Genomic DNA, 12,007 nt, shown 5'->3' with positions numbered 1-12,007 from the left:
ATCGCCCACCCGACGAAAATCGCCACCTGCTGCTATTGCGGCACCCGCGCCGCCCTTGTGCTGACTGGGCGCAACCGGCACGAGCTGGCCTGCTCAAACTGCGGCGCGCCGCTGCACGACCTGAAAATGCTGCCCAAGAAGAAGTCGGGCGACCGCGAACTGGTCCGTCCGTCGGCGGTCCGGCAGCCCCCGCGGCCGAAGCCCACCAAGAAAAAATACAAGAAGCGCAAATCGCGCTGGACGGACATGTTCGAAGACGCCTTTGATATCATTGAAGATATCTTTGACTGACTGGCACGCGCGCGGAACCTTGCGCAAACCGGGTTTAAGGTTTCGTTCACAGATTTGAGAGAGGGTCTTTCACATCCTTCAGAAGAACTTATCTGAAGTTGTGAACAGCAGGTTTGGAACTCCTGCTGGTTAATCACTGTCCCTCGTTCCGCACCTTCGCGCCCCTTTCGCTTTGCGATCGGGGCGTTTTTTTGGGAACGTGCCCGCGTGGGGGGACACAGATGACCGAAACCTATACCGATGCACATCTGCGCGACGTGCTGCAAAAGACCAAGGTGGTGGCGGTCGTGGGTGTCTCGACCAACCCGGTGCGGCCCAGCTATTACGTGGCGCGCTACCTGTCGCTCAAGGGGTACACGGTGGTGCCGGTGAACCCGGTCTATGCAGGGCAGACGCTGTTTGGGCAAACGGTGGTTGCGGACTTTGCCGATATCGACGCGCCGGTGGACATGGTCGACATCTTCCGCCGCTCCGATGCGGTGCCGCCCATCGTGGACGCGGCGATGGCCCAATTGCCCCACCTCAAAACCATCTGGATGCAGATCGGGGTGGCCCACGCCGAGGCCGCCGCCAAGGCCCGCGCCGCCGGGCTGACCGTGATCCAAAACCGCTGCCCCAAGATCGAATACCAGCGCCTCTTCGGCGAACTGCGCATGGGCGGCTTCAACACCGGCATCATCTCGTCCAAGCTATGACCGCAAACGCCCCGCGCCGGTCGGGCACGGGGCACGCGATGGGGTCCGCCCCTTGATCAGTTCACGCGCGTCCAGGTCTGTTTTTTGCAGAACGGACCAACGCAGCCCGAGACATTCAGCACGTTGCCGTTCAAAGACATCTTGGACTTGAACACCTTGCCGGTGGACGGTTGCCAGATCTTGCCGGACCCGTAGCTGCCGTCGCCTGCTGGCTCCATGTCCCAGACAAGCTGCTTGCCGACATTCTCGGATGCGATCGGGCCATTGGCGTCGAATGCCTTTGCGATCTTCCCGCAAATCTTCGCGCCGCACTTGCTCATCGCGACGTGGGCATAGGCGCCATCATCGACTTCGGTTTTCCAGGTGCCGACCACTGGTTCGGCCAGCGCCATCCCTGCGCCCGCGACAGCCACGCATGCGGCTGCAATCAGATATTTCATTGAGTGTCTCCTCCGTAGTGCGCCGGACTGTGATCCATCCGCCCGCGCTCTGGCAAGAATGACCTTGGGTCGCGTTGCAAATCCGGGCAGGAGGTGCGAGGACGCGGCCAAACGCAAGAAAGGCCTGAAACCCATGATCCTCTACCCCGCCATCGACCTCAAAGACGGGAATGCCGTGCGGCTGGTGCACGGGGACATGGACCGGGCCACGGTCTTCAACGACGACCCCGCCGCACAGGCGCGCAGCTTTGTCGAAGCGGGATGCGAATGGCTGCACCTCGTCGACCTCAACGGCGCCTTCGCCGGCGCGCCGGTCAACGCCGCCCCGGTCGAGGCGATCCTGCGCGACTGCGACGTGCCCGCCCAGCTGGGCGGTGGCATCCGCGACATGGCCACGATCGAGATGTGGCTGTCCAAAGGGCTCGCGCGCGTCATCCTCGGCACGGTGGCCGTCGAAAACCCGGACCTCGTGCGTGAAGCGGCCAAGGCCTTTCCCGGCCACGTCGCCGTCGGCATCGACGCACGCGGCGGCAAGGTCGCGACCATGGGCTGGGCCACGGAAACAGACGTGGACGCCACAGACCTCGCCAAGAGCTTCGAGGACGCGGGCGTCGCCGCCATCATCTACACCGACATCAACCGCGACGGCGCCATGGGCGGGCCGAACATCCCGGCCACCCAAGCACTGGCGGAAGCGGTGGACATCCCGGTGATCGCATCCGGCGGAGTGTCATCACTCCACGACCTGACGGCGCTCAAGGCCACGGGCGTGATCTCGGGTGCCATTTCTGGCCGCGCGCTCTATGACGGGGCCATCGACCTCAAAGCGGCACTTGACGCACTGGGATGAGACGCCGGGCGCCATACCCCGTCCTTATCCTCCTGCTGGTGATCTGCGCCCTGCCGATCCTCAGTGTGGCCGCGTCGAGCGGGCTGGCCAACGCATACGGATGCACGCTGCACGAAGGGTTTTCGAATCCATGCGTGATCTGGGGCAAGGACCGGGGCGGCACACTCTCGGGCATGTTCGTGATGGGCTGGTTCATGTTGATCACGGTCCCCGCAGGGGCCGCGATCCTCCTGGTGCTGGTGATCCAGATCACTGTCGATCTCTGGACCCGTGTCCGGCGCCGCTAGCGCTTACTGCGCAGCCCCGTCGGTGAATGTGCCAAGCGCACCAGTCATGGTCTGGATATACGCCGCATCCTCGGCCACACCGCCCAATTGGCCCAGCATGGCGGCAGGGTCTTCATATGCAATCATGGTCTTGCCGGTCTCATCCTCGAACACGGCGACCTTCATGGGCAGGAAAAGCCCCGCGCTGCGGTCATCCAGCATGGCCTGCGTGCCCAGCTTCGGATTGCCAAAGATCAACAGCTGCGAGGCACCAATATCCTCGCCCACGCCCTCTGCACCCGCACCGTGATCTACACGGGCAAAGATGGTCAGCCCGGCCCCTTCAAGGGCGCTCTGCAACGCATCCATCGTCTCATCGACCCCTTGCGCCGATTCCTTCCGAATGATCCCATTGTCGCCTGCCATCGCAGTCCCCGCCAAAAACACACCCGTCACCAGGGCCATTAAAATCCGCATGTCGCGTCTCCTTCGTTTCAATGGGGCATACGTGACAAGAGCCAGCACCATACGCCACGCACCTTTCCGTGAGAGCGGCGTGATGCGCGGGCGTCCGCTGCTTCTCTGTTTCAAAAAATCCCTGGGTGAGGCGCGCAGCGCCGAGGGGCAGAGCCCCTTTCCTCCGCCCACAATCCAAGCTACGAGACGGCCATGTTGAAGACCCGCATCATCCCCTGCCTTGATGTCGCCGATGGCCGCGTCGTCAAGGGCGTGAATTTCGTCGACCTGATCGACGCAGGCGACCCGGTCGCCGCCGCCCGTGCCTATGACGCCGCAGGCGCGGACGAGCTGTGCTTTCTCGACATCCACGCCACCCATGAAAACCGGGGCACGATGTTCGACCTGGTGCAACGCACGGCGGAACAGTGCTTTATCCCGCTCACCGTAGGTGGCGGCGTGCGAACGGTGGCGGATGTGCGCGCGCTCCTGCTCGCGGGCGCTGACAAGGTGTCGTTCAACTCCGCCGCGGTGGCCGACCCGGATGTCCTCGCGCGCGCCGCCGACCAGTTCGGCAGTCAATGCATCGTCTGCGCCATCGACGCCAAAACGGTCGAACCGGGCCGCTGGGAGATCTTCACCCACGGGGGGCGCAAACCCACAGGCATCGACGCGGTGGAATTTGCGCGCACCGCAGCCAAAAAAGGGGCAGGGGAGATATTGCTCACCTCCATGGACCGCGATGGCACGCGCGCAGGGTTCAACCTGCCGCTCACCCGCGCGATCTCGGATGCGGTGGCCATCCCCGTCATTGCATCGGGCGGCGTCGGCACGCTCGATCACCTGGTCGATGGCGTGACCGAAGGTGGCGCATCGGCGGTGCTTGCCGCCTCGATCTTCCATTTCGGCGACTTCACAATCGCACAGGCCAAGGCCCACATGGCCGCCGCCGGCATCCCCATGAGGCTGACATGACCCTGGACGACCTTTTCGCCACCATCGAGGCGCGCAAGGGCGCGGACCCGGACAGCTCGTGGACCGCAAAACTGCTCGCCAACGGCCCGGAAAAATGCGCCGAAAAATTCGGCGAAGAAGCGGTTGAAGCCATCATCGAAGCGGTCAGGGACGACAAGCCCGCACTCACGTCCGAGGCCGCCGACGTCCTCTACCACCTCCTGGTGATGCTGGCCGCTCGCGATGTGGCGCTCTCGGATGTCATGGCAGAACTCACCCGCCGTCAAGGCACTTCCGGCCTCACCGAAAAAGCCGCCCGCACACGATAGGGCGCAATGCGCAGCACCCGTCTTCTTCTCTTTGAAAATACGGCGGGGAGTTTGAGGGGTGGAACCCCTCATCAGCAAAAATGAATCGCGTCGCGCAGCGTCCTTAGGATCACCGCACGTTGCGTTAACCACCACGACACCGCCGGATGGCGGTGCACAGGTGGTGTACGGATGGTGCACAGGTGGTGCACGCTCTCTAAGGCCATCAATCTCCATGAAGACAAGGTAAACGCGGGCGCCGACTCACCCCGTCTTGGGTCAACCGCTGTCAGGGCGCCCAGGTCAGAAAGTTCCGGATCAGGCGCAGCCCGACATCCTGGCTTTTCTCTGGATGGAACTGCATCCCCAGCATCGTGTCACGGCCCACCACCGCGGTCACATCGCCTCCATAGGTCACATGCGCCAGCCGCATTGCCGGATCCGCGACCTCGAAGTGATAGGAATGCACGAAATATGTGTGATCACCCGTCGAAACACCTTTGAAAACAGGGTGTTCCGCATCCAGAACCAGATCGTTCCACCCCATATGCGGCACCTTGAGGGCCGCGTCATCGGGGGCGATATGCACCACCTCGCCATTGATCCAGCCCAGACCGGCGGTGTCGGAATACTCCCGCCCCCAGGAGGCCATCAGCTGCATGCCCACGCAGATACCAAGAAAGGGTTTCCCTTTCTTTTCAACCGCTTCCACAAGCGCCTCATACACACCCGACCCGCGCAGCGCGCCGGCACAGGCGGGAAAGGCCCCGTCCCCCGGCAGCACGATCCGGTCCGCCTTGGCCACGACATCCGCATCGGACGTGACCACGACAGTGCCCGCATCCGCCTCGCGCGCCATGCGCTCAAACGCCTTTTCCGCCGAGTGCAGATTGCCGCTTTCGTAGTCGATCAGAACCGTCAGGCTCATAGGGATCCCTTGGTCGACGGGATCGCATCGGCCACCCGTGGGTCCACCTCCAGCGCCACGCGCAGCGCGCGGGCCACGGCCTTGAACGCCGCCTCGGCGATATGGTGACTGTTGATCCCGTGCAGCATATCCACATGCAGCGTGATGCCGCCATGGGTGGACAAAGCCTGGAAAAACTCGCGCACCAACTCGGTGTCAAACGTCCCGATCTTGGGCGTGGGCAGGTCCACGTTCCACACCAGAAAGGGCCGCCCCGACAGATCGAGTGCGGCACGCACCAGCGCGTCGTCCATGGGCAGAAGGCAGGACCCGTAACGCTGAATTCCCATTTTGTTTCCAACGGCTTGGCTCAGGGCCTGGCCAATGGCGATTCCCACATCCTCGACCGTGTGATGGTCGTCAATGTGCAGGTCCCCCGTGCACCGCACCGTCATGTCGATCAGCGCGTGGCGTGCCAATTGGTCGAGCATATGATCGAAGAACCCGACGCCCGTCTCGTTGTCATAGGTGCCGGTCCCGTCAAGGTCCAGCGAGACCGAGATGTCCGTTTCCGCTGTGGTGCGTGTGAGGGTGCTCTTGCGCATCGCGCGCCTCCTGCCAAAATCTGTATGCGCCTCTATAGGCGCGCCAGCCTGCGCCGCCAAGGGCCGGGCGGCGATGCTTGCAGGGACCTGTGCAGACGTGCCACTACGGTCCCACGCCCACCTGATCAAAGGCCACGCCCATGACCACCTGCGTCTTCATCCAGATCCGATGCCGCCCGGGTTCGACCTATAAGGTCGCCGAAGAGATCGCCCTGCGCGAAATCCACTCCGAGCTGTATTCCACATCCGGCGATTACGATCTGCTGATGAAGGTCTACATCCCCGAGGGCCAGGACGTGGGCAAATACATCAATGACCAGCTTCTGGACATCGACGGGATCGAAAGATCACTGACCACCATGACGTTCAAGGTGTTCTAGGCGACGTCGGCTCGCGACGCGTCAAACACCCCGTAAGTCGCTTCAATCATTGCCCATTCCCAACGAAAAAGGCCGCCCAAAGGCGACCTGTTCTTCACTCCCGGCAGGGAGGATGTTGGAGCGGGCGAGGCGATTCGAACGCCCGACCCTAACCTTGGCAAGGTTATGCTCTACCCCTGAGCTACGCCCGCTTCCTTGGGTGAGGCGTGAGATACTTATAGCACGCCGCGCCTGCAAGGGGAAAATGTGCCGACCTGGCAAAAAAGTTCGCCCACCGCGACGGAATGCCCAGCCGGTGCCGTTGAACTGCCATGACCCACCACTCACGGCGCATCCTTGCGGTCCAGATCCTGACATGGGCCTGCGTTTCGACCCTCCCAGTTGCAGCGCACAACGGATCGCATGGCCCCAGCATGATGGCCCGTGTCGAGCGGGCGACCGTGCTGGGGCACCAGGTCAACCTCAGGCTGATGCTGACGGGGCTGGGTCCGCCGCTGGTGCTCGAAGGGATGGCGGTGCCGGACGCGATGGTTCGTTTCCAGGGTCCGCTCACCTTCAGTTTTGCGCAGGACGTCGGTTTGATTGCCGCCGTCACCTTTGACGAAACTCCGCCGCGCATCTTCACGCTGATGCTGGATTTCGGCGCCGCCGGAGCCGGGGGCGTGACCGTCATTCCAGAGCGGGTCGGGCAATGAAAACAACACACTACAGGAAGGACCAGATTATGCCCCTCACCCTTTCCGCCGCCAAATCCATGATCCTCGCCCTGGCCATCGCCCTCGGCTGCGTCGCGTCGGGCGCTGCGCAGCCGCTATTGCGCATTCATACGCCGACGGAGGCCGAACAGGCGGGCGCGGGTGCCCTACGAACCATTCCGCCTGCCACAGAGGGTCGGATGTAGATCATAGGCGACACCCTGTTGGTCACACCGAACGGGATGCCCCGCCATTGCGTCGGTGCGTTCCCCAATGCGGGCAATCGGAAAAGCATCTCCGGTCAATCCGCGTGCCGGCCAGACGAAGACTCTGCCGTGTCGAGATTCCTTTGGCGTCGCCACAAGTGGCCCGCCGTTTGATCCAACCGGGGCTGAGGTTTGGCAGGGTAATCCGCGCCCCTGATCGGTTTCGCAAGGGCTTCGCCGAGGGGGTCTAGGTCTTCTGGATCAGATCCCAGCGGTTGCCAAAGAGGTCGCGGAATACGGCCACGGTGCCATAGGGTTCGACGCGTGGTTCCTCTTCGAATGTGACGCCCTCTGCTGCACTGAGCCGCGCATGGTCCTGGGCGAAGTCATCGGTGTGCAGGAACAGCCACACACGGCCCGCACCCTGTTGGCCAATGGCCTCTGCCTGGGTGGCATTGTCCGCCCGTGCCAGCACAAGGGTCGGTCCACCAGCAGGCGGGCGCACCTCGACCCACCGCTTGCGGCCCTGATCAATATCAGCGACCAGTTCGAACCCCATCTGGCCGCAATAAAACGCGATGGCGCTGTCATACTCCGGCACGATCAGCGACAGGGAGCCGAGCCGCGTGGTCACTTTGACCCGGTCTTGGTCGATAGGAAATATGTGAGTGCTGCAATGACCAGCGCACAGGCGACACCATAGCCCAACAGGTCCGTCTCGCCATTCCAGCCGACAACTTGGCCCAGAAACAGCACGCCCAGAACCACGATGACCACCGCGATCAGTTTGTTCTTGAGGTCGTCCAGTGTCTTGATCGTTAGCCATCCGGGCACATTGATGTCGGAGCTGATGAACAGCTCATAAAGCCCCAGCGCAATGATGTAGAAGACGGTGCCCAGCAGGAACAGGTCGATGATCTCGATGAATTCGAGCGCCAGCGCCTTGGCCCCTTTGCGCGACACCTCGCCGGTCTCGATGGTGACCCAAACGAGCTGTGCGCTTTCAAGCAGGCCGTAGACCAGCAGCGTGGTTGCGGCGAGAAGAGAGCCGAGGACGGCAAGGACGATGAGGAATCGGCTGGCACCAAGGGTTTTGCTAAGCATGGCGCGTTTCTTGCGCGGAACCGTGCTGTTCAACAAGAGGGGTGCGCGCGTTTTTTTGGCGCGCATGTGTTTTGCAAGAAACGGTTTGACGAAGGAGCGGACATGATCGGGTTCGATCTGCCACGAGCAGGCGATTTCCCAGGCTGCTGCGGCGTGGTGTTCGGCTGGTGTCTCGAGGTCGAGTGCCACGCGGTCGTCGCCTCGGACCGGCGTATGGTCTTGAGGACGTGATCGGTCACGCGCAGGACCGTGTTGCGGTGCCCGCCGTGCAGGGGGACGGGCGTGCCCGTCGGCCCCCATGCGCCATGCGGCGGGGTCACTCCAATTCGACCAGCAGGTCCTTGGCGTCGATCTGGCCGCCTGCGGCCACGTGCACCGCCTTGACCACCGCGTCGCGTTCGGCGTGGATGCCCGTCTCCATCTTCATTGCTTCGATCGTCAGGAGCAGGTCGCCTTCGCACACCTCTTGGCCCGCCGTCACGCCGACGCTGGCGACGACGCCCGGCATGGGCGCCCCCACGTGGCCTGCATTGCCGTCTTCGGCCTTGGGGCGGGACACGGTCTGCGATTTGACCAGACGGTTGGGCACGCGGATGGTGCGCGGTTGGCCGTTCAACTCGAAGAACACGCGCACTTCGCCGTCCTCATTGGTCTCGCCCACCGCTTGCAGGCGAATTTCCAGTGTCTTACCCGGGTCGATTTCGGCGGTGATCTCTTCGCCCGGTTTCATGCCGTAGAAGAACGTCTGTGTCGGCAACGCCCGGACGGGTCCATAGGTGCGGTGACGGCCCATGTAATCGAGGAAGACCTTGGGATACATCAGGTAGCCCGACAGGTCCTCATCATCGACGGATTTGCCTTCGAGCTGCTTGATCAGGTCTGCTCGGGTCTCTTCCAGGTCCACGGGCGGGACATCGGCGCCGGGACGGGCGGTGTTGGGCGCTTCGCCCTTCAGGATCTTGGCCTGGATCGCGTGCGGGAAACCGCCGGGGGGCTGGCCGAGATTGCCGCGCATCATGTCCACGACGCTGTCGGGAAAGGCGACCTCTTTGTCAGGGTCTTCGACCTCTGCCCGGCTCAGGTTCTGGCTGACCATCATCAGGGCCATGTCGCCGACAACCTTGGACGACGGCGTTACCTTCACAATGTCGCCGAACATCTGGTTCACGTCGGCGTAGGTGCGGGCGACCTCGGGCCAGCGTTCTTCCAGCCCCATGGATCGCGCTTGTGCCTTGAGGTTGGTGAACTGGCCGCCGGGCATTTCGTGCAGGTAGACTTCGGAGCTTGGCGCCTGCATGCCCGACTCAAAGGCCGCATAGTGGGAGCGCACGGCGTCCCAGTAGTCAGAGATGTCGCGCACGGCGTCGATGTCGAGTCCGGTGTCGCGGTCGGTATGTTGCAAAGCCTGAACGACGGTGCCGAGCGTGGCTTGCGACGTGTTGCCGGAAAGCGCGTCCATTGCGCAATCGACGGCATCCACGCCCGCCTCGGACGCGGCGAGGATGGTGGCGACGGCAGAGCCGGCCGTATCGTGGGTGTGGAAGTGGATGGGCAGGCCCACCTCTTGCTTGAGTGCGCGGATCAGTTGCGTGGCCGCGGCCGGTTTCAACAGGCCCGCCATGTCCTTCAGCCCCAGCACATGGGCGCCCGCATCTTTCAGCTGGTTGCCCATGTCCACGTAGTATTTCAGGTCGTATTTGGCCCGGTCCGGGTCCATGATGTCGCCGGTGTAGCAGACCGTGCCTTCGCAGATCTTGTTCTGCTCTTGCACGGCATCCATGGCGACGCGCATGTTTTCGACCCAGTTGAGGCTGTCGAAGACGCGGAAGACGTCGACACCGCTGGTTGCTGCGACGCGAACAAATTCCTGCACCACGTTGTCGGGGTAGTTGGTGTAGCCCACGCCATTGGCGCCGCGCAGCAGCATCTGGGTCATCAAGTTCGGCATCCGCTCGCGCAGGTCGCGCAGGCGCTGCCACGGGCATTCCTGCAAGAAGCGGTAGGCGACGTCGAACGTGGCACCGCCCCAGCATTCCATCGAGAAAAGCTGCGGCAGGTTGGCGGCATAGGCGGGCGCCACCTTGATCATGTCGTAGCTGCGCATGCGGGTGGCGAGCAGGGATTGGTGCCCGTCGCGCATGGTGGTGTCGGTGATCAGAAGCTGTTGCTGCTGCTTCATCCAATCGGCGACGGCCTGCGGGCCCTTTTGCTCCAGCAGGTTGCGGGTGCCCATCTGGTGCGAGGGGTCGGCGTGCAACTCTGGCGGCTTGGGGTCCTTGATGTCGGCGCGGGGGCGGGGGCGGTCCTTGACCTCCGGGTGCCCGTTCACGGTGATGTCGGCGATATAGGTCAGCACCTTGGTGCCGCGGTCGCGCCGCTTGGGGAACTGGAACAGTTCCGGCGTCTCGTCGATGAACTTGGTGGTGTATTCATTCGACAGGAAGGTCGGGTGCTTCAGCAGGTTTTCGACGAAGGCGATGTTGGTGGACACGCCGCGAATACGGAATTCGCGCAGGGCGCGGTCCATGCGGGCGATGGCAATCTCGGGCGTCGGACCCTTGGACGTCACCTTGGTCAGCAGGCTGTCATAGTAGCGGGTGATGACGCCGCCCGCATAGGCCGTGCCGCCGTCCAGACGGATGCCCATGCCCGTGGCCGAGCGATAGGCGGTGATGCGGCCATAGTCGGGGATGAAGTTGTTTTGCGGGTCTTCGGTGGTGACGCGGGTTTGGAGGGCGTGGCCGGTCAGGACGATGTCCTTTTGGCTTGGCTTGCCTGTGGCTTCGTCAATGGTCTTGCCCTCAGCGATCAGGATCTGGGCGCGGACGATGTCGATGCCGGTGACCTCTTCGGTGACGGTGTGTTCGACCTGCACCCGGGGGTTTACTTCGATGAAGTAGAATTTGCCGGTTTCCATATCCATCAGGAACTCGACCGTGCCCGCACATTCGTAGTTCACGTGCTTGCAGATCTTGTAGCCCAACTGGCAAATCTCGTCGCGTTGCTCCTCGCTGAGATACGGCGCAGGGGCCCGTTCAACGACCTTTTGGTTGCGGCGCTGGACCGAGCAGTCACGCTCGAACAAGTGATACATGCCGCCATGCTTGTCGCCGAGGATCTGCACCTCGACATGGCGCGCGCGGGTGATCATCTTTTCGAGATACCCTTCGCCGTTGCCAAAGGCGGCTTCGGCCTCGCGCCGCCCTTCGAGGACCTTCTCCTCGACTTCATCCTCGGCCAAGATCGGGCGCATGCCTCGGCCACCGCCGCCCCAGGACGCCTTGAGCATCAGGGGATAGCCGACCTCTTTGGCCTCTTTACGGATCGCGTCCATGTCGTCGCCAAGTACTTCGGTGGCGGGGATCACGGGCACGCCTGCCTCAACGGCGACGCGGCGGGCAGATGCCTTGTCGCCCAGGGCGCGCATGGTTTCGGATCTGGGGCCGATGAATGTGATGCCGTTCTTTTCGCAGGCATCCACGAAATCGGGGTTTTCCGACAGCAGGCCATAGCCGGGGTGGATGGCGTCCGCACCGCTTTCGCGGGCGACGCGGATCATTTCGTCGATGCTCAGATAGGCGGCGACAGGTCCAAGCCCTTCGCCGATACGATAGGCTTCATCCGCCTTGAAACGGTGCAGGCCCAGCTTGTCTTCCTCTGCAAAGACGGCGACCGTCTTTTTGCCCATTTCGTTGGCCGCGCGCATGATGCGGATGGCGATCTCACCCCGGTTTGCGATGAGAATCTTCTTGAAATCGGGCATGGTGTTCCCCCCGGGGCCGTATTTTGCAGTCGCGGCATTCTCTATGACGTTTACGTGACGCAAACAATACGTGGTTGTGGGTACGGC

General features: G+C 62.8%; 16 protein-coding genes and 1 tRNA gene. 9 read left to right on the top strand and 8 right to left on the bottom strand.

Features of this window, described 5'->3' with window-relative positions; genetic code table 11:
- Positions 1–291, top strand: coding sequence for a hypothetical protein (locus BWR18_RS09430; protein ID WP_076627731.1), 291 nt, complete (start codon positions 1–3; stop codon positions 289–291).
- Positions 292–512: 221 nt separating this feature from the next.
- Positions 513–986: a CoA-binding protein gene (locus BWR18_RS09425; protein WP_076627730.1), complete on the top strand. Its 474-nt coding sequence runs from the start codon at positions 513–515 to the stop codon at positions 984–986.
- Between the two features lie 56 nt (positions 987–1,042).
- On the opposite strand, the gene BWR18_RS09420 is transcribed toward BWR18_RS09425, so the two are convergent.
- Positions 1,043–1,426: a DUF2147 domain-containing protein gene (locus BWR18_RS09420; RefSeq protein ID WP_076627729.1), complete on the bottom strand. Its 384-nt coding sequence runs from the start codon at positions 1,424–1,426 to the stop codon at positions 1,043–1,045.
- A gap of 133 nt (positions 1,427–1,559) precedes the next feature.
- On the opposite strand from BWR18_RS09420, the gene hisA reads away from it, so the two are divergent.
- Entirely contained in the window at positions 1,560–2,276 is a 717-nt protein-coding gene (hisA, locus tag BWR18_RS09415; protein ID WP_076630228.1) for a 1-(5-phosphoribosyl)-5-[(5-phosphoribosylamino)methylideneamino]imidazole-4-carboxamide isomerase, read from the top strand.
- Positions 2,273–2,563: a hypothetical protein gene (locus BWR18_RS09410; protein WP_076627728.1), complete on the top strand. Its 291-nt coding sequence runs from the start codon at positions 2,273–2,275 to the stop codon at positions 2,561–2,563. The genes hisA and BWR18_RS09410 overlap by 4 nt, the downstream gene beginning before the upstream one ends.
- A gap of 3 nt (positions 2,564–2,566) precedes the next feature.
- Here BWR18_RS09410 and BWR18_RS09405 read toward each other — a convergent pair whose 3' ends face one another.
- Positions 2,567–3,019, bottom strand: coding sequence for a DUF302 domain-containing protein (locus BWR18_RS09405; RefSeq protein ID WP_076627727.1), 453 nt, complete (start codon positions 3,017–3,019; stop codon positions 2,567–2,569).
- A gap of 192 nt (positions 3,020–3,211) precedes the next feature.
- Here BWR18_RS09405 and hisF point away from each other — a divergent pair, with 192 nt between their 5' ends.
- Complete coding sequence (hisF, locus tag BWR18_RS09400; RefSeq protein ID WP_076627726.1) at positions 3,212–3,973, top strand: imidazole glycerol phosphate synthase subunit HisF; 762 nt, start codon at positions 3,212–3,214, stop codon at positions 3,971–3,973.
- Positions 3,970–4,281 carry a phosphoribosyl-ATP diphosphatase gene (locus BWR18_RS09395; RefSeq protein WP_076627725.1) on the top strand — a complete coding sequence of 104 codons (312 nt, stop codon included), beginning with the start codon at positions 3,970–3,972 and terminating at the stop codon, positions 4,279–4,281. The genes hisF and BWR18_RS09395 overlap by 4 nt, the downstream gene beginning before the upstream one ends.
- A 268-nt stretch (positions 4,282–4,549) precedes the next feature.
- On the opposite strand, the gene hisH is transcribed toward BWR18_RS09395, so the two are convergent.
- Both hisH and hisB read right to left on the bottom strand, forming a co-directional pair.
- Positions 4,550–5,188, bottom strand: a complete 639-nt coding sequence (gene hisH, locus BWR18_RS09390) for an imidazole glycerol phosphate synthase subunit HisH (protein ID WP_076627724.1) — start codon at positions 5,186–5,188, stop codon at positions 4,550–4,552.
- Positions 5,185–5,772 carry an imidazoleglycerol-phosphate dehydratase HisB gene (hisB, locus tag BWR18_RS09385; RefSeq protein ID WP_076627723.1) on the bottom strand — a complete coding sequence of 196 codons (588 nt, stop codon included), beginning with the start codon at positions 5,770–5,772 and terminating at the stop codon, positions 5,185–5,187. The genes hisH and hisB overlap by 4 nt, the downstream gene beginning before the upstream one ends.
- A gap of 140 nt (positions 5,773–5,912) precedes the next feature.
- Between hisB and BWR18_RS09380 the strand changes: the two genes are divergently transcribed.
- Positions 5,913–6,152: an Lrp/AsnC family transcriptional regulator gene (locus tag BWR18_RS09380; protein ID WP_076627722.1), complete on the top strand. Its 240-nt coding sequence runs from the start codon at positions 5,913–5,915 to the stop codon at positions 6,150–6,152.
- A gap of 116 nt (positions 6,153–6,268) precedes the next feature.
- On the opposite strand, the gene BWR18_RS09375 is transcribed toward BWR18_RS09380, so the two are convergent.
- Positions 6,269–6,343 (bottom strand) — tRNA-Gly (locus BWR18_RS09375).
- A gap of 120 nt (positions 6,344–6,463) precedes the next feature.
- Here BWR18_RS09375 and BWR18_RS09370 point away from each other — a divergent pair.
- Positions 6,464–6,847 (top strand): hypothetical protein, encoded by a 384-nt coding sequence (locus BWR18_RS09370; RefSeq protein WP_076627721.1) that lies wholly within the window; start codon positions 6,464–6,466, stop codon positions 6,845–6,847.
- Between the two features lie 29 nt (positions 6,848–6,876).
- Entirely contained in the window at positions 6,877–7,053 is a 177-nt protein-coding gene (locus BWR18_RS09365; protein WP_157598685.1) for a hypothetical protein, read from the top strand.
- 247 nt (positions 7,054–7,300) lie between these two features.
- On the opposite strand, the gene BWR18_RS09360 is transcribed toward BWR18_RS09365, so the two are convergent.
- The 3 genes from BWR18_RS09360 to BWR18_RS09350 all read right to left on the bottom strand — a co-directional run bounded on the left by BWR18_RS09360 (position 7,301) and on the right by BWR18_RS09350 (position 11,920).
- Complete coding sequence (locus BWR18_RS09360; RefSeq protein ID WP_076627719.1) at positions 7,301–7,687, bottom strand: VOC family protein; 387 nt, start codon at positions 7,685–7,687, stop codon at positions 7,301–7,303.
- The gene (locus BWR18_RS09355) at positions 7,684–8,346 is read right to left on the bottom strand and encodes a YqhA family protein (RefSeq protein WP_254684964.1); all 663 of its coding nucleotides are present in this window, start codon (positions 8,344–8,346) and stop codon (positions 7,684–7,686) included. Before BWR18_RS09355 ends, BWR18_RS09360 begins: the two co-directional genes overlap by 4 nt.
- Before the next feature lie 127 nt (positions 8,347–8,473).
- Positions 8,474–11,920: a pyruvate carboxylase gene (locus tag BWR18_RS09350; protein WP_076627718.1), complete on the bottom strand. Its 3,447-nt coding sequence runs from the start codon at positions 11,918–11,920 to the stop codon at positions 8,474–8,476.
- Positions 11,921–12,007: the final 87 nt, after the last annotated feature.

The organism is Tateyamaria omphalii, from assembly GCF_001969365.1.
In the GTDB taxonomy this organism is placed as follows: domain Bacteria; phylum Pseudomonadota; class Alphaproteobacteria; order Rhodobacterales; family Rhodobacteraceae; genus Tateyamaria; species Tateyamaria omphalii_A.
The sequence above is the reverse complement of the archived record's forward strand: the minus strand, read 5'-3'. Positions and strand labels throughout refer to the sequence as shown.